Raw genomic sequence first — 18,248 nt, 5'->3', positions numbered from 1 at the left:
ACATGTTGCCTAATTTATTGTTTTTACATCTCTTTTTTTAGATGTAAATTGATATATTACAAATGGTATTAAAACTGTAATAATAAAACTTATTATTAGTATAGTTAAATATTCATGAGCACTTTTGCCAGTTAATTGAGCCGGTGGTACAAATGAGATAACTAATGCAAATATTGATGTTACTAATCCACATGTCGCAACTACTAATTTAAATGTTTTTCCTCCTGGAACGTGATAAGCACGTTTTAAATCAGGTTTTTTAAGGATTAATGCAAAATACCCTATGAAGAATAATAAGTATCCAACTAAATATATTACAACTGTTAATGATATAGCTGTAAGGAATGATACGTTATTTCCTCCGCCACCAAATGTAAGAACGGCAGCCCATATTGTAACTACTACTCCTTGTACGAAAACTAAATTAATAGGAACATTATGTTCATTAGTTTTTGTTAATTTTTTAGGTAAAATGCCTTGTTGTGCTGCAGCATACATACCTTTAGAAGGTCCTACAACCCATGCACTAACTTCACCCATTACTCCTAATGCTAATAATATAGCAATTATTTTTACAATCCATGTTCCATGAGGCATAAAGTGCAGTACTAATGCTTCAAATGTCTCAACAACGCCTGAACTTAAGCTTAATTGGCTTTGCGGAACTACGGCTGCAACTGTTAATCCACCAATAGTATTTAAAAGTATTGCAAGAATAACTAATATAATCATAGCTAATGGATAATTTTTCTTAGCATCTTGTAATTCATTTACATGAGAAGCTGAAGCTTCAACTCCCATATATGCAAGTATAAATGAAACAAATACAACTAATGTATTTACCTTAGAAAAATCAGGTATGAAGTATTGTGCTCCTATTTTTACATTTACAGGATTACCTTGAAGTAAATATGTAATTGATAATCCAAATAATATTATTGCTGGTATTAAGATACCAAATATAAATCCAGCCTTTGCTATTTTAGCTGTATTTTTAGTACCACCTAACTGTGAAAAAGTTAGGACCCAGAAAATCACTAATACACCAATAAACTTAATTAGTGGAACATTATTTAGTGCATCCCAATTAAATATATATGAAACGCAACCTAAAATAAAATAAATCATGGTTACAAATCCAACTGTTATTTGAAACCATTGAAAGAATATTGCTGCAAACCCAAATTTCTCACCTAATGTGTTTCCAACCCAAGCAAAAATACCACCCTCTTGCCAACCGTCAACTGTTGCCATTTCTGCTGCACATAAAGCAACTGGTAGAAACCATAATATACCTCCAAGTAAAAGGAAGAATACCAAATGGAATCCTGATGTTGCAAATGTAGGATATTCATAAACAGTCATAACCATTGATGCAGTCATTGCAAAGAATGCAAACAATGTTAGTGAATGTTTTTGAGATGCTTGTGCATCATTCATTCTAACCATCTCCTAATTATTTATTTTTTATATTTCATTACATCAAGAACATTTTATATTTATTATGTTCATAATATTTAGTTACCCGCCAAATTTTCTTTAAAACACATATGATAAACTTCGTAAAATTGTTAAATTTCTTATTTTACTGACATTATAATTTGCAAGGAATTAATATTACCTTATTTATTTTAACTATTTTTCATATATTGTTCTTTTGTCGTTTTTTGTAATAAAACAATCTTTTTAAAGTATTTTATTGTATTTTTTTAACAAAATAACCCATAATAATGTATTAGTAAAAAAAATTAAAAAAATATCTACTTTTACAATTATAAAAGTAGATATTTTCTAAAACACTAAAAAACTCTTAGGATTTTTCCTAAGAGTTTAATCTTGTTATTATGCATTTAATGCGGCTAATAATTCTTCTAAATTTAGTCCATGTACTTCAGAAGCTTGTTCTAAAGTTTCAACCTGAGCTGAAGGACAACCTATGCATCCCATTCCAAATCTCATTAGTATTTCAGCTGCTTCTGGATTCATTTGTATTATTTCACCAATTGTATTATTTTTAGTTATCATAGTTTTAATCTCCTTATTGTTTTAAATTTTTTATTTTATATATTTTTCTTCTAGATTATTAAGTATACCAATATTTTCTTCTCTAGTGATAGAATTTTTTTCTTCATATTCAAAACATTCTTTATCTATTGATTTTAGTAATTTTTCATCTAATGTTCTCATTGCATAAGTAAATATTACGTTATCTTCTTTATGAATATGATTTTCCAATAAAGTTGTATAGGAAATAGCATTTGCTACAACATCTAATTTCGCTTCTTTATTTCCACTTTTTAATTGATTTAAAGCTAATTCTAAATTCCTTATATAATTTCTACCTAGGTCATGTTCTACTAGCATACCGTGGGTAATTATATTTTTACCCGTTTCTCCTAAATTTTCCACCATTTTATTAAACAAAAATATTTCTTCCTTTTTATGATGATGATTATCTGCAAAATTTTTCACAAAATTTATCATGCTTTTAAAATCGTCATAATTAATTTGTCCATCTTCTACTAATTTAAAACATGCTTTTCTTATTACTAGAAGCATTCTTTTTACATATTTGTGTTCTTCTATTAATAACTCAATTCCATCCATTGATTTATCTCCTTTTTATTGTTTTTGTATTCCCCTCTTTTAAATCATATTCATAGTCATTATTTAGCTCATTTACGAAATATTTTATCCAAGCGTTTCTTAAATCATAAAAATAATCTACTTTACATCCTACCTCTTCCCATATATCTTTATGAACACAAATCCTTTGTACCCATTCTATTTTATCTTCATCTTTCAATATAACTTCATTAACCCTATCACAAGGCATTCCATCTAAAATATAGTCATTTATACAGTTAAATAATTCTTCTGGTGTAAATGGTAGTCTGCCTTCTGATTTTATCTCATTAGCTGCTACTATTCCCTGTGATTTATAAATTTCTTCTAATTTAGAATAATTTTTTTCATCAGCTTCTATTAATAATTTTGTCCAAGCTGCCATTCTTCTTTCAGCACAGTGAATTTGGTTTTGTAACCACCCATGAATATTGCTTGTTTCTATTAACTCTTCTAATGGTTTATTAGGTAGTTTTTCTCCATATTTATTTTGAATTTCAGCACCTAATTTTTCAACCTCAAATCCTTCTTCTTTTGCTAAATTTATTATTTTATCTTCTAGTTTCTCAAACCATAAAATTTTATTGAATAACCAGTAATGTATTTTTCCTAAAAATAAACTCATAAGCACGTCTCCTTTATATTTTGTATTTCTTATCTTTTGTATTATTTGTACTTATAATACCTTAATATTAGCTTTCATTCTGTAACATATGTTACATTTACATAAAATTTACATTTTTATGATAAAATCTATAGTAATAAATTTATTATTTTAAGGAGTTAAAATGTTTAGAGATAAAAGCGAAGAATATATTTTAGATCTTTTTAAAGATGCTAACTATACAATAAAAACCTATGCAAAAAATCATATTATAGCCATGGAAGGAGATACTTGCTCTTCCATAGGTTTAATTTTAGATGGGAATATTGATATAAAAAGAATATTGGGAACTAAGATAATACATGTATCATCATTTGGCAAAGGTCATATTTTTGGAGAAGTTATTGCTTTTTCTGATATTAATTTATATCCAGCAACAGTTGTTTCTTCTACTGCTTCTAAAATAATGTTTATAAGTAAGGATAACTTTATAAGATTCTGTACTTCTCACAGCGACTTTTTAGAAATGTTTTTAAATGATTTAAGTAACAAGATTTTTGTTTTAAATAATTCTATTACTAATTTAACATTTAATAGCATTAAGCAAAAAATTTGTAACTTCTTAATTACAGAATACAAGCTACAGAATAGCCAAAATATTAAGCTAAAAATGACTAAAGAAAAGATTGCTGAATCTTTAGGTATAACTAGACCTTCCCTTTCTCGTGAATTAATCAATCTGAAAGACATGGGGCTTATTGATTATTCAAGAAGTCATATTAAAATTTTAGATTTGGCAGAAATAGAAAATATTTTAGCCGAGTAAATAGACTTGACTTTACTAATTTAATAGTAAAAAGCTAGTGTAGTTTTATCTACACTAGCTACTTCTTGTTTAACTAAAAGTTAAATATTCATTTTCCAGTTCATTTACTATATAATCGATTCCTTTTGAGTAAAAATCATTGTCACCACAAAGTTTTACATAAGTAGTGGATTTAAAGAATATATCTGTACTTTCTTCTAAAGATATATTTTTCAAACTTGCAAAATGATTAATAATTTGCGGAAAAAGTGATTTTAATAATTGGTCTTTAGCATTCATTTTTTATCTCCTAATAATTTATTAATAGTTTATGCAGTTTCATTAATATTAGATTTTTCATTATAGTAGTCTTCTAATATATCCATGCATCTATATAGAACAGTAAAATTTCCACCAAACTCCATTAAGAATCTATCTTGAGCATCTAATATCGATTTTGCTCCAGCTAATATAAGTGTCATTTTTATTGCTGTTTTTGGTCTAAATCCTTTTTCTATAAATTTATCTATTATATTATCTACATCATCTTCTTTAAATAGCTCTGAAATGCTATTTATAAGCTCTATTTTATAATCAGTACAGTTTTCTAAAAGATTTATAGAACTTAAAAAGCCTCTATCTTTGCTTATTATATAATAATCATTAGCCTCATATCTATGTTGCCCTATTATAAACCCTAAATAAGATACTAATTGAAAATCCAAACTATTTTTCACTCCTGTAGCAACATTTATTTTCAAAATATTTGCCTTCGTGTTTAAGCATTTTAATTTATCTCTTCCAAATTGAAATGAATTTGTTCTTTCTGTTACAAATAGTATTATTATATCTTCTTCATTTAATTTATTTGCACTGCTTAGAGCAGTAATATTCACATTCTCCGTATCAACTAAAAATATTCTTTTCATAACGAATACCCCCTAAAAACTTTTACTTATTTAGAGTTTATCCAAAAGAAAAAAATATAAACATCATTATTTAAACTAAAAAATATCCTATAGATTTAAATCTATAGGATATTTTTTAGTTTATTATTGTTCCATGAACATTTTTATATCGTCTTCAACGTTAGTTATTCCACCTATTCCAAAGTTTTCAACAAGAACTTTAGCTACATTTGGTGATAAGAAAGCTGGAAGTGTTGGTCCTAGATGTATGTTTTTTACTCCTAAGTATAGTAATGATAATAATACTATTACAGCTTTTTGCTCATACCAAGCTATATTGAAAGCTATTGGTAATTCATTTATATCTTGTAATTCAAATACTTCTTTTAATTTTAATGCTATTAAAGCTAATGAGTAAGAGTCATTACATTGTCCTGCATCTAAAACTCTTGGTATTCCGTTTATATCTCCAAGGTTTAATTTGTTATATTTGTATTTTGCACAACCTGCTGTTAATATTACTGTATCTTTTGGTAAAGCTGCTGCGAAATCAGTGTAGTAGTTTCTTGATTTAGCTCTTCCGTCACATCCTGCCATTACGAAGAATTTCTTGATTGCTCCAGATTTAACTGCATCTACTACAGCATCAGCTAAAGCGAATACTTGATTATGAGCAAATCCTCCTACTATTTCACCAGTTTCAATTTCTGTTGGTGGTTCACAAGTTTTTGCAAGTTCTATTATTTCAGAGAAATCTTTATTGTCTTCACTTTCTCCTTTTATATGTTTAACTCCTACAAATCCTGCTGCACCAGTAGTGAATATTCTATCTTTGTAGCTATCTTTTGGTGGTACTATACAGTTTGTAGTCATTAGTATTGGTCCATTGAAAGATTCAAATTCTTCTTTTTGTTTCCACCAAGCATTTCCGTAGTTTCCTGCAAAATGAGAATACTTTTTGAATGCTGGGTAATAGTGAGCTGGTAACATTTCAGAGTGAGTATAGACGTCTATACCAGTTCCCTCTGTTTGTTGTAATAATAATTCTAAGTCTTTTAGATCATGTCCCGATACTAAAATCCCTGGATTTTTTCTAACACCTATATTAACCTTAGTCATTTCTGGGTGTCCATAAGTTCCAGTGTTTGCACTATCAAGTAAAGCCATTCCATCTACCCCTACTTTACCTGTTTCTAAAGTTAAAGCAACTAAATCGTCAGCACTTAAAGTATTGTCTAAAGTTTTAGCTAATGTAGCTTGCATAAATGCATTTATAGCCTCATCATCATATCCTAAAGCATTTGCATGTTTCATATATGCAGACAAACCTTTTATTCCGTAAATTATTAACTCTCTTAAACTTCTTACATCTTCATTCTCTGTCGCTAATACACCAACTTTTGGTGCTTTTGCATCCATTTCTTCTTTAGTAGAAGCAGACCATAAAGCAGCTTCACTTAAGTTCTCTGTATTATTTAATTTAGCTAACAATTCTTCCTTAGTATCTAAAGTAGTTTTTACTCTATCGTAGAAGATTGCATCATCAAAGTTTGCATTAGTTATAGTCGTGAATAAGTTTATAGTTATTAAGTGATTAACCTGACCACTTACTTCTTTTCCTTCTGATCTTAGTCTAGTAGTTACTTCTGATAATCCTTTTGTTGTATATATTAATAAGTCTTGAATCTTCGCTAAGTCTGGTGATTTACCACATACTCCAAACTTGGTACATCCTGTACATCCTGCTGTTTCTTGACATTGAAAACAAAACATTTTATTATCCATTGTTATCCCTCCAAATTTTTAATGTTTATCTTATATACACATTATATATACAACAACAAAAAGAATCTGTAACATATGTTACAGATTCTTTATTTTTTTAATATATTTTCTTTATATCCTAAGTTACGGTTCCAAACTCTCTAAGACAGCACAAAATTCTCTAAATTCATCTATATTCTTTATATCTTTTAAATTTCTAATATCAATCATACTGTTACTCGGTTTATGTTTTAAAAACTCCATATCGTATATTTCACATTTACAGAAACCTCTTAAAAATACATACTTATATGGTTCATATTTATCAATATTATTCTCAAAGTATTTTATCTTCGCATAACACAATCTATTAATATAAAACAATAGTGCTAATGCTGATTCCTTTTGAGCAAATTTATGTGAAAAATACTTAACAGAATGGTACTTATCATGCTTAAATTCCCACCTCATATCATCAGAGCAAGTAAGAGAATATTTTTCTATCAGTTTTATTTTATCTACACTTAGTTGTCTCTTTAATATTTCATCATCCATGTCCCCACCCCTAAAAATATTAGTATTAATTAAATTATAATCTATTAATAATACAAATACTATTGAGGCCAACTACCTTTGCTATTGAACTTTTAGATAATAAATAATCGTAGATAGAAATTTTAAATATATGCTTTTTAAATTCTACTTCACGAAATATATGGGTCCTGTTGGTACACCATAATGATATGAAAAATAATTAATAAATTTAGAAATAATTTTAACTATTACACTACCTTCTGACATACCACAATATCTATAGTTATCTGAGTAATATACTTTTCCATCTATTATTGCATGTATAAATAAAACATGACCCGCCACACCAGATCCATTATTCTTTCCATCCACATAGCTATTTAAAAAAGATACAACTATATCGTATACATTTTCATTACTATTAGTATCTACTATTTTATTTAAACAATATTTACCAGAATATATCTTCTATGTATATCCTGTCTTCGTCACTGTATTTGATTTTAATTTTGGGTACCTTTGGTTACTATTTCAATATATGGATATATTCTTAAAGCTTTTAATTGACTATACACATAAAGTAAACATTGCTTTTTAAAATTGATTCTTCCTGTGATTTCTCTACTTATTTATATGCTTTAGTAATTTTAGATTTTATTTCTGAAACACTTTTTTCTTTACTGTATCATTTGTAACCTTTTTGTTATCATATATAGTAGTCTAATTACCGAATAGTGCAAATAATGTGATTATTCAACTTAATTTGCCATAAAAAAATAAAGCATCTATATAGATGCTTTTTTCCTAATAACCTTTTTCTATTTCTACCATATTTTCTAATTCCTTATTTGAAATAAATTTTTTCAAATTATTATAAAACAAATTAAAACTCCTTAATGAATTTTGTTGTGATACCCAAGAATTATGAGGAGTTATCATTATATTATCTAAATCCCATAGTTTACTATTTTCACATAAAGGTTCTTCTTGAAAAACATCAAGAGCTATTCCTCTAAATTTATGAGCATATTCTATCAAATCATCTTCATCTACAATTTTTCCTCTTCCCACATTAATAAATGATGATCCTTCTTTCATAAGATTAAACTTTGATTTATCAATAAGTTTATACGTTTGCCTTGTAGAAGGAATAGTACTTACTACTATATCACAGTTTTTAAATACATCATTCATATTTTCTGTTGAAAGACATTCATCAAAATACTTTATACTTCTTCCATCTGTATTACATCCCCATATTTCTACCCCAAAAGCTTTTAGTCGTTTAGCGCTTTCCAAGGCAATTGTTCCTGTTCCTAAAAATCCTATTCTTTTGCCATAAACTTCAGAAACGCTATAATCGCATATCCACTGTCTTTTATACTGTTTATTATAAAATCCTTTGGTATTTTTATATATTTGTAAAATCATCGATACAATCCATTCTGAAATAGGAATACTGTATCCACCTTTGTTATTACATAAAATTATATCTCTATTTATGACTTTATCTATAGGTATTTGATCAAATCCTGTACTACCTAGCTGTATGTACTTTAAATTTTTCATTTTTGATATATTTAATTTTTCAAAGGAATTATAAGTTACTAATACGTCTATAGATTCTAACTCATCATCTTTAATTTTATCTAAAGTAGATTTTGAACCTTCACTCTTAAAAATAACATCATATCCTAAATCCCTTATTCTATCAAATTCTTCTTCACTAAATTTGAGTGTAAATAATGCTTTAATAACAACTCATCTCCCTTCAACTGAACTAAAAAAATTTCCACATACTTATCATATATTCTATATATTTCAAAAAAATACCTTTGTTACATAATAAAAAATCCTTCAAAAATATTTTGAAGGATTAATCTATATGAACAAATAAATACAAATTAAATCATAATTTTATATTTATTTGTTACTATTATTTTGTCCATTTTAAAAATGATTATGTCATTTCTATTTTAGTGATTTAAAGTTTGACCTGACTTTAATGCCTGTCTTTCTTGGATTAAATTGTAAACTAACTTGTTTAAAGTCCAGTCTATAGTTGTATCTGTCACAATGGCACTTAAAGGTCTTGCTATTTTCATTTTCTTTAAACTGTCTAAAAATCCATTAATTTTTAATTGAGTAATATTATTAAAAATTATAGCTTTATTGGTCCATACTTCTTCGTTACCATCAGATACAGTATCATTTAATATATCTTTTATAACACTTTTTCCATTTTTACTATCTACAAAAATGCAGTCTTTAATTCCTACAAGTCTTCCTATGTTTTTAATCATACTACATTCTTTTTTATTAAAATTAACTACAATTATGCAACTTCTATCATGAATATTGCTTATTGAGCTTTGGTTTAATTTCTCAAACGACATTTTGCCTCCTATTTTACGTAGTTTTTAAACTAATTTTACCAGATTCCATTTTTTTATCCATTCTATAATGTGAATATATGGTGAAAATTCCACTTAGTATTAATATTAAGTAATACATAAATCCACCATATAAGAATACAGCATATCCTAATAATGTTTGTGGGAATACTCGCTTGAATATAGTAAAGAACGCCAATTCATTAGCTCCAATGTTCCCTGGTGTTGGTATTGGTGATATAGCCATATACAAATATACTTGAAGAGTCATTAGATAAATAAAACTATGACCGTTTAAATTAAATGCTCTATATATCCAGTAGGCAACACTAAAGTAGAATGATATTTGGATTATGGTTAAAGTCACAGTAGTAATAAGTAACTTCTTATTTTTCATAAAAAACTTAATTGACTCTGTGTATTCCTCTATAAATGAATCTATATTATCTTCTTTAGATTGTAAAAATTTAAATAATTTAAATTTTAATAAATATCTTACTACGTTATGACATATTTCTTTTATCTTTGGTGTATTTATAATTGCTAAAAATCCAATTATAAATGTAAATAAATTTACTGCTAATCCCAACATAACAAAAGGCATCACTGTTTTCAAATCATACTTTAATTCACTAGCATTCATAAAAATAAATATAGTACAGTAAATTGTAATTACTACTTGATAAAGTATAGTTTTATTAGTTATTATTCCCGTCGCTTTACTTAGTGGAACTTTGTATTTATTTAGTACATATATTTGAACAGGTTGACTACCAGATGCAAAAGGTGTTACTAAATTATAATAAAACCCCATTATGGCTAGCTTAAAACCTACAAATGAACTCTTCAATTTATGTTGTTCATTAATTATCATTTGCAATATTATTCCTTCAAGAATAATATAAAATAAAATCGCTACTCCCCCTATTAATAAATACTCCTTATTTACCATAGTAATAACGTTAGACAACATACTTATGTCTAAACTTTTTAAAACTAGATATATAGTTCCACCCATTAAACATAGTAAAAATACATATCTTAGGAAAGTTTTCTTTTTTTTATTATCCATAGTTATCTCCTAGTTTTTATTTTCTTATATTATAAGTATACAACATAATTCTAAATTAATAATATTAAGATTTTATTACATTATTGTCATGCAGAATATAGTTTCATTTAAATATGTCTACATTATTATTTTTTTCTTTTTATGAAAATTGAATTCATCCATTTTTTTCTTGCATTTCCATTAATAACATGCTATTTTCTAATTATAAGAATTATTACAATAATTCCATTAAAAAGGGGGACTTTAAATGTTAGATTGGAATCCAGATCTTTATTTAAAATTTGAAAAAGAAAGAACACTACCTGCTAAAGATTTAATATCAAGAATAGAGGTAATAAATCCCAAAAAAATACTAGATGTTGGATGCGGATCAGGAAATAGTACTCATGAGCTAAAGAAAAGATGGCCTAATTCAGAAATAATAGGCATTGATAATTCAAAAGCTATGATTGAAAAAGCTAGAAGCTTATATGATGATACTAAATTTATTTTGCAAGATGCGACAGATGATTTATCCGCTCTAGGTAAATTTGACATCATTTTTTCAAATGCCGCTATTCAACGTATTCCTGATCATGAAAATTTAATAAAATCTTTATATAATTTGCTTGAAGACAAAGGTGTACTTGCTATACAATTGCCTTTAGTTGATGAAGTCAAGGCTCAACAAGCATTGTATGAATTAGAACATGTAAAAAAATACAAGCAATATTTAGATAATAAAAGCTTAAGATTTAACACTAAATCTAAGGAGTATCACTATGATATTTTATCTTCATTATTTAATCCTGAAAGCATCTATATTTGGTCAACTACATACACTCATGCCATGGATAGCTTAGACGATATCTTAAAATGGTATGAAAGTACAACTTTAGTCCCTTATTTAAATGCATTCCCAGATGAAGAAATAATTTCAAACTTTAAAAATAACTTCTACATTAAACTTAAAAATGTATATTTTCCAAGACCTAATGGTTCTGTTTTATTTAATTATGAAAGATTATTTTTAGTTGCTGCAAAATAGATAAAAAATAAGGTATATGTTAACATATACCTTATTTTTTATCTTTAAAACAAAATTTATTACATTATTTCCTTAAAACTGTATATAAATTTATCACTTATTTCTTTTATATCATCAATCTCAGAATCTGCATATTTATCATATACACCTACTGTTTTGAACTCAGCCTTTTTTAAAGTATTTATTCCTATTAAAATATCCTCAAAACCAACACAGTCTTGTGGATTTAGATTTAATTTTTCTGCAGCTAATAAGTATATATCCGGATAATTTTTATCCCGTTTTACATCTTCTAAGGAAACCAGTACATCAAAGTATTCATAGATACGATTATTCTTTAGTACAGATTCATAAAGTATCCTTGGCGATGATGTTGATAGAGCTATTTTAATATTATTATCGTTTAGTTTTTTTAAATATTCTCTTACATTTTGCTTTAAACTAATATTATTTGAATACTCATATATAGCCATTCTATTCCATTCTTTTATAAGTTCCTCTTCACTTTCTTTTAAATTAAATCTGTTTATAGTATACTGTGCTACTTTCTCAAAACTCATAGAACTTATTTTTTCTATATAATCACATGGAATATCTATATTTCGTTTTTTTAAAAATTCTTTATCTATTTTCTCCCATACTCCCATAGAATCAATTAAAGTTCCATCTAAATCAAATATAGCACCCTTAAAATCAAACATACGTCTCCTCTTTTTTTTTAAATACTATTTATTTTATCCTATAAATTTTTTAAATTAAATAGAACATATTTATATTATATACATATTATAGTTATTATCTAACCTTCTTTTATACTTTATTTAAAGTTTTATTATAAAAACCTCTAAGTCCTTATAACTTAGAGGTTTTATCTTTATATATAATTTTTACTTAAATATTTTATTGAATAGTCTACTTTCTTCTACTGCCATAGTTAAATCTACTAATTTACTTGTATCACCTATTAGTATAACTCCACTTAAGCGGTTATTTACAAAATAGTATTTTTCATACGTTTGTTTTTGTTCATCTGCAAATTCTACTGTTTTATACTTTTTATTTGGATCTTTTCCATTGTCTCCTATGGCAAATAAAGAAGTATCCATTCCATTAAAAGTGAGTCCTGCACTAACTGTTTCATATGTTAATGAGTCCCCAGCTGCATTTGCTCCTGCAACTTTACCCATTTCTACAGCTTGTGGCCATATAGCATAATTTATATTTTCAAATTCTGTACAATCTCCACATGCATATATATCAGATTTATTAGTTTCCATTTTTTCATTTACTATTACTGCCTTTTTCACATTTATTCCACAAGTTGATGCCAGTGATGTGTTTGCTCTAACACCACAAGATACTACTACTAAGTCCGCTGGTATTATTTCTCCATCACCAAGTTTTATTCCTGTAACACAATCTTCCCCTTCAATACTATCAATTTTAACATTTAATTTTAAATCTATTCCTGTTCCTTTAATTATATTAGCTAAAAATCCACCTGATTTTTCATCTAATTGACGAGGCATTAAACCAGGTGCAAGTTCTAATACAGTTACGTTGCATTTGGCTTTACAAAGTTCCCAAGCGGCTTCTAATCCTAGTACTCCTCCACCTATAACTACTGCATTTTTAACATTTGAAAGTGCTTTATTTATCTTATCAGTATCAGAGATTCTTCTAATTGCTATTACTCCTTCTTTATCATGGCCAGCAATTGGTGGTATAAATGATTCTGCACCGAGTGCATAAATACATTTATCATATTTAAGTTTCATATCGCCATCTAAAGTTACTATTTTCTCTTCTGTATTTATATCTATTACATTTTTATCTAATATATTAGTTATATTATTTTCCTTGTACCATTCTTCATTATAAATAGCTAATTGGCTAGCATCAAATTTCGCAATCATACTTTTAGTAAGCATTGGTCTATTATAACTCAATACTTTTTCATTTGATACCATGACTATATTACAAGTATTGTTTCTTTCTCTTATAGATTTTGCAGCATTTATACCCGCAGCGCCATTACCAAGAATTAAGAATATCTCCTTTGTATCCTTCTTAAAGTTGCTTTCTTGCACATTAACTGGTATAAAGTTGTCTCTTCCAACACCACATACTGGGCATATATCCAGACTAGCATCAAATATTTCTCCACAAACTACACATTTAACAAGTGGTGTTTCTGTAGATTTATTTTTATCTTTTTTATTTTCTTTGTTTAATAATATACATCCAAAGTTAAATCCATATTCATAAGCATCTTTCAAATCTTTTTTTCCTGGTTTAAACTTAATTCTAAATCCATCTACCACTTTCATTTTAAGTTGTTTTAATCTTTCTAGAATATGAGGTACTCCTTCTCCACTCCAGCCATAGCTACCAAAAGCACTGGCAAGCTTTCCTCCATGAGTTCCTGCAAATATTGAAGTTGTTAAATCCCAAATAGGTTTTAATGCTTCTCCAACAATTGTTGGTGTTCCAAATAATAGTCCATCTGCAAAACCTATTTCCTCCAACACCTTAGATGTATCACTTTCAACCAAGTCATAAATTCTAACATCTATATCTCCACTATCTTTTATACCTTTTTCTATTTCATGTGCCAATTCTTTTGTGTATCCATAGGCACTAACATAAGGGATTATTACTGTTTTTCTTGGATTTGGATTTATAACTGTACACCATTTTTTATAAGTTTCTTTTATTTCATCAATTCTACAATCTATTACAGGCCCATGTCCTGTACAAATCATATTTACTTTTAAATCTTTTATTTTATCTAATGCTTTTAGCATATGTGGTTTAAATGGACCTATTATATTATCAAAGTAATATTTTGCAGCTCTCATATATCCTTCATTATCAGTTACTTTACTTAATACTACATCATCTAAACAATAGTGAGCACCAAATGAATCACATGTAATTAAAGTTTCGTCTTCCTCTATATAAGTATACATAGTATCTGGCCAATGTAAGTGTGGTACAGAAATAAATCTTAATGTTTTGTCTCCAACTTTCAAGGTATCGTTATCCTTAACAGTTAAACTATAAAAGTCATGATTAACTATATTTTTCAAGAAGTTTATTGCTACTGTACTTCCTACTACTTTTATATTAGGATTTAAGTCTATTAATTTCTCTACACTACCCACATGATCTGGTTCAGTATGATTAACCACAATATAATCAATCTTACTTATGTCTACGACTTCTTTTAAACTTTCTAAATACGGGTCGAAAAATTTAACTTTAGCTGTCTCAAATAATACAACTTTATCATTGGTTTTTAACACATAAGAATTATAAGTAGTGCCGAACTCTGTTTCCATAATAATGTCAAAAACTCTTAAATCCTTATCTAACACTCCTGCCCAATAAAAATCTTTTTTTAATTCTTTAAAATCCATAATTGGCCTCCCTTTTTATATATAATATTTAAATCTTCAGTCTATATTTCATTATTGTTATTTTTTTATCATATGTATTTTCTATATGTTTACCCTCTTATTGTAGTTTGTAAACTTATTAATTATATTATATACTAAATTCAATATAAAAAATAAACTCCTTTTATAAAAGGAGCTTATTTCTAAATTATCTATGATTAATTATATATTGTTATAAATTAAAGTATGTTTTTACATTCAGTACAAGTTTTATTTTCTATTGAATTTTTTGCCCCACAAACTTCACAAAACAAGTGGGTAAAATCCTTTAACATATCACCACAATCTTGGCAAAAATTAACACCATCATAGTTAATTTCTCCACACTTGTTACAAACTTGAACCTCACTACTATCTTTTTTTATCTCCACCATGCTTATTAGCCTCCCATTTTTTAATCCTTTAACTATAATACATACTATTTACTATATATTGTAGTATATTTTTACTCAATTAACAATATTGTATATCATATTTATATTAAATATTATTATTAGTATACAATATATTAATCATATAACTCTGCTCTAATACATTTTTATGGCCTTTTTAATATAAATATCAATTTACTTTAGATTTTTTTACATTTATAATTAAATAAGAATACAAATTAAGGGGGAGTAAAAAACATATGTTAATCATCAATGAAAAATACATGGAGCAAAATATAACAATTGAAGATGTCTTAGGTTCTATAGAAAAAGCATTATTAATACAAGAGTCTGGCAACTTTAGCCAACCAGATCGTATCCACTTAGGTGAAGACGAAAGTCCTTTTTTATTAATGCCTTGTTTTAAAGAAGACTATTTTTCTACAAAGTTAATAACTGTATATCCTAAAAATAGCGAAATAGGAGAAGCTGTAACACAAGGTGTTACTTTATTAAATGACATTAATACTGGTAAACCTTTAGCTTTATTAAATGGGACATACTTAACTGCATTAAGAACAGGGTGTGTCGGTGGTGTATCTGCAAAATATTTAGCAAAAAGAGATGCTTCATCTATAGCCATAATCGGATCTGGAGTTCAATCAGTATTTCAAGTGTTAGCTACATGCGCTGTTAGACCAATAAAAGACGTGTACATATATAGTAGAACAGAGTCAAAAGTAAATTCTTTCATAGAAAAGTTGAAGCTATTACTTCCTAATGTAAGCTTCCACAGAAGTAATTCTAGTAAAGATGCTGTAGAGAAAAGCGACATAATAATATGTGCTACTACATCAGCAAATCCTGTTATCCCTGATGAAATTGATTTATACAAAGGAAAACACATAATTGGGATAGGTTCCTATCAACCACATACTAGAGAATTTTCTAACGCTGCAATTAAAGCAGCTGATCATATTTATACAGATACTTTATTCGCCATAGAAGAAAGTGGTGACCTAGGAATCCCTGTTAAAGAAAATTTAATAAAAAAAGAAGATGTTCAAACTTTAGGTAAGGTTCTTCAACTTAATGAATTAAATGATGATTTATTAAATTCTACTACTGTTTTCAAATCTGTTGGAATTGGTTTATTTGATTTATGCGCTGCTGAAGCCATATATAAACATGCCCTTGAAAATGGAGGTTCTATAGATATAGATTTATAATATATTACTATATAAAAATAAAAAGTAGAGAAATTAATTTCTCTACTTTTTATTTTTTCTTAACTATAAGAGCTACATTCTCAATATGAACACTATGAGGGAACATATCTACCGGTTGTACCTCTAAACATTTATATCCTCTTTCGTCTAAATAATTTAAATCTCTGGCTAAAGTTGATGGGTTACACGAAACATAAACTACTCTGTCTGGTTCCATAGATACAATTGTATCTAGCACCTTTTCATCACAACCCTTTCTAGGTGGGTCAACAACAACTACATTAGCACGTTTTCCTTGTTTATACATTTTCGGGACAACCTCTTCAGCTTTTCCCACATAGAATTCCACATTATCTAAATTATTTATCTCTGCATTTATCTTTGCATCTTTTATTGCTTCTTCTACAACTTCTATTCCATATACTTTTTTAGCTTTTTGTGCTAAGAATAATGAAATAGTTCCGATTCCACAGTATATATCAAATACTGTATCATTTTCTCCTAAATTAGCATATTCTAATGCTTTATTATATAATACTTCTGTTTGTACTGGATTAACTTGGAAGAATGATAATGGTGATATTTCAAATACTAAATCTCCTATATTATCATTAATTTTACCATCTCCATAAATTACTCTATTTTCATTGCCTAATATTACATTAGTTTTTTCTCGATTTACGTTAACTACTAAAGTTTTAAATCCGGGTATATTTTCTTTTAAAACAGATGCTAATTCATTTAAGTATGGTAATTTCCTTCCGTTGGCAACCAATACTACCATAACTTCTTTAGTAGTAAAACCTACCTTTGTTACTAAGTGCCTTAATACTCCTGTATGAGTTTTTTCATCATATATACTAACTTTGTAAGCTCTTATATAAGTTTTAATTATTTTAATTATTTTATCATTTACATCGTGCTGTATAATACATTGGTCTGTAGGTATAATATCATGGCTCTTCTTTTTATAAAAACCAATTATTGGCACCCCATTTACTTTTTGAATAGGAAATTGAGCCTTATTTCTATATCTAAAAGGTTCTTCCATTCCTAAAGCATTATGAATTACCACATCATCAAGTTTTCCAATTCTGCTTATAACTTGTTTAACTTCATTAGTTTTTACATTAAGTTGTTCTTTGTAATCTAATTCTTGGATTTGACATCCACCACATTCTCTAAGCTCTTTGCTACATTTTCTTTCAACTCTATATGGTGATGGTCCCAGTATTTCAACTATTTCTCCAACGGCATAGTTCTTTTTTGATTTAGTTATCTTAACCTTAATCTTATCTTTTACTAATCCGCCATCTACAAAAACTGTAAATCCTTCGAATTTACCAATTCCAACTCCACCTTGACCTATATCAACTATCTCTACAACGTACACTTTATCTTTTGACAACATAGGCTTTCCTCCGAACAATTAAATTTAGACTTCAAACATTTATT

General features: G+C 27.5%; 19 protein-coding genes. 3 read left to right on the top strand and 16 right to left on the bottom strand.

Features of this window, described 5'->3' with window-relative positions; genetic code table 11:
* Positions 1-9: 9 nt before the first annotated feature.
* From gadC to TEGL_RS01590, 4 genes are all read right to left on the bottom strand, one after another.
* A complete protein-coding gene (gadC, locus tag TEGL_RS01605) occupies positions 10-1,440 on the bottom strand; it encodes a glutamate:gamma-aminobutyrate antiporter (RefSeq protein WP_018591847.1) in 1,431 nt (476 codons plus the stop codon).
* A gap of 402 nt (positions 1,441-1,842) precedes the next feature.
* Positions 1,843-2,025, bottom strand: a complete 183-nt coding sequence (locus tag TEGL_RS01600; protein WP_018591848.1) for a DUF1858 domain-containing protein — start codon at positions 2,023-2,025, stop codon at positions 1,843-1,845.
* Positions 2,026-2,055: 30 nt separating this feature from the next.
* Positions 2,056-2,607 (bottom strand): hemerythrin domain-containing protein, encoded by a 552-nt coding sequence (locus TEGL_RS01595; protein ID WP_018591849.1) that lies wholly within the window; start codon positions 2,605-2,607, stop codon positions 2,056-2,058.
* Positions 2,608-2,611: 4 nt separating this feature from the next.
* Positions 2,612-3,250 carry a hypothetical protein gene (locus tag TEGL_RS01590; RefSeq protein WP_018591850.1) on the bottom strand — a complete coding sequence of 213 codons (639 nt, stop codon included), beginning with the start codon at positions 3,248-3,250 and terminating at the stop codon, positions 2,612-2,614.
* Positions 3,251-3,413: 163 nt separating this feature from the next.
* Between TEGL_RS01590 and TEGL_RS01585 the strand changes: the two genes are divergently transcribed.
* Positions 3,414-4,055 (top strand): Crp/Fnr family transcriptional regulator, encoded by a 642-nt coding sequence (locus TEGL_RS01585; protein ID WP_018591851.1) that lies wholly within the window; start codon positions 3,414-3,416, stop codon positions 4,053-4,055.
* 69 nt (positions 4,056-4,124) lie between these two features.
* Here TEGL_RS01585 and TEGL_RS01580 read toward each other — a convergent pair whose 3' ends face one another.
* From TEGL_RS01580 to TEGL_RS01545, 8 genes are all read right to left on the bottom strand, one after another.
* Positions 4,125-4,334 carry a hypothetical protein gene (locus tag TEGL_RS01580; RefSeq protein WP_018591852.1) on the bottom strand — a complete coding sequence of 70 codons (210 nt, stop codon included), beginning with the start codon at positions 4,332-4,334 and terminating at the stop codon, positions 4,125-4,127.
* 29 nt (positions 4,335-4,363) lie between these two features.
* The gene (locus TEGL_RS01575) at positions 4,364-4,963 is read right to left on the bottom strand and encodes a PIN domain-containing protein (protein ID WP_018591853.1); all 600 of its coding nucleotides are present in this window, start codon (positions 4,961-4,963) and stop codon (positions 4,364-4,366) included.
* Between the two features lie 123 nt (positions 4,964-5,086).
* Positions 5,087-6,727, bottom strand: a complete 1,641-nt coding sequence (gene hcp / locus TEGL_RS01570; protein ID WP_018591854.1) for a hydroxylamine reductase — start codon at positions 6,725-6,727, stop codon at positions 5,087-5,089.
* A gap of 123 nt (positions 6,728-6,850) precedes the next feature.
* Positions 6,851-7,261: a hypothetical protein gene (locus TEGL_RS01565; protein WP_018591855.1), complete on the bottom strand. Its 411-nt coding sequence runs from the start codon at positions 7,259-7,261 to the stop codon at positions 6,851-6,853.
* A gap of 144 nt (positions 7,262-7,405) precedes the next feature.
* Positions 7,406-7,612, bottom strand: a complete 207-nt coding sequence (locus TEGL_RS01560) for a hypothetical protein (RefSeq protein ID WP_018591856.1) — start codon at positions 7,610-7,612, stop codon at positions 7,406-7,408.
* 432 nt (positions 7,613-8,044) lie between these two features.
* Positions 8,045-8,995 (bottom strand): phosphoglycerate dehydrogenase, encoded by a 951-nt coding sequence (locus TEGL_RS01555; RefSeq protein WP_026255171.1) that lies wholly within the window; start codon positions 8,993-8,995, stop codon positions 8,045-8,047.
* Between the two features lie 221 nt (positions 8,996-9,216).
* Complete coding sequence (locus TEGL_RS01550) at positions 9,217-9,636, bottom strand: DUF3783 domain-containing protein (RefSeq protein WP_018591858.1); 420 nt, start codon at positions 9,634-9,636, stop codon at positions 9,217-9,219.
* Positions 9,637-9,649: 13 nt separating this feature from the next.
* Positions 9,650-10,705 carry a lysylphosphatidylglycerol synthase transmembrane domain-containing protein gene (locus tag TEGL_RS01545; RefSeq protein WP_018591859.1) on the bottom strand — a complete coding sequence of 352 codons (1,056 nt, stop codon included), beginning with the start codon at positions 10,703-10,705 and terminating at the stop codon, positions 9,650-9,652.
* Positions 10,706-10,952: 247 nt separating this feature from the next.
* Between TEGL_RS01545 and TEGL_RS01540 the strand changes: the two genes are divergently transcribed.
* Positions 10,953-11,732: a methyltransferase domain-containing protein gene (locus TEGL_RS01540; protein ID WP_018591860.1), complete on the top strand. Its 780-nt coding sequence runs from the start codon at positions 10,953-10,955 to the stop codon at positions 11,730-11,732.
* 59 nt (positions 11,733-11,791) lie between these two features.
* Here TEGL_RS01540 and TEGL_RS01535 read toward each other — a convergent pair whose 3' ends face one another.
* From TEGL_RS01535 to TEGL_RS01525, 3 genes are all read right to left on the bottom strand, one after another.
* Positions 11,792-12,433 carry an HAD family hydrolase gene (locus TEGL_RS01535; RefSeq protein ID WP_018591861.1) on the bottom strand — a complete coding sequence of 214 codons (642 nt, stop codon included), beginning with the start codon at positions 12,431-12,433 and terminating at the stop codon, positions 11,792-11,794.
* Positions 12,434-12,619: 186 nt separating this feature from the next.
* Positions 12,620-15,154, bottom strand: coding sequence for an FAD-dependent oxidoreductase (locus tag TEGL_RS01530; protein ID WP_018591862.1), 2,535 nt, complete (start codon positions 15,152-15,154; stop codon positions 12,620-12,622).
* Positions 15,155-15,372: 218 nt separating this feature from the next.
* The gene (locus TEGL_RS01525; RefSeq protein WP_018591863.1) at positions 15,373-15,567 is read right to left on the bottom strand and encodes a zinc-ribbon domain-containing protein; all 195 of its coding nucleotides are present in this window, start codon (positions 15,565-15,567) and stop codon (positions 15,373-15,375) included.
* 257 nt (positions 15,568-15,824) lie between these two features.
* Between TEGL_RS01525 and TEGL_RS01520 the strand changes: the two genes are divergently transcribed.
* Positions 15,825-16,793, top strand: coding sequence for an ornithine cyclodeaminase family protein (locus tag TEGL_RS01520; protein ID WP_018591864.1), 969 nt, complete (start codon positions 15,825-15,827; stop codon positions 16,791-16,793).
* A gap of 49 nt (positions 16,794-16,842) precedes the next feature.
* Here the strand turns inward: TEGL_RS01520 and rlmD are convergent, their stop codons facing one another.
* Positions 16,843-18,204 (bottom strand): 23S rRNA (uracil(1939)-C(5))-methyltransferase RlmD, encoded by a 1,362-nt coding sequence (rlmD, locus tag TEGL_RS01515; RefSeq protein ID WP_018591865.1) that lies wholly within the window; start codon positions 18,202-18,204, stop codon positions 16,843-16,845.
* Between the last annotated feature and the right edge of the window lie 44 nt (positions 18,205-18,248).

Origin of the sequence: Terrisporobacter glycolicus ATCC 14880 = DSM 1288, assembly GCF_036812735.1 — a bacterium.
Taxonomy (GTDB): domain Bacteria; phylum Bacillota; class Clostridia; order Peptostreptococcales; family Peptostreptococcaceae; genus Terrisporobacter; species Terrisporobacter glycolicus.
The sequence above is the reverse complement of the archived record's forward strand: the minus strand, read 5'-3'. Positions and strand labels throughout refer to the sequence as shown.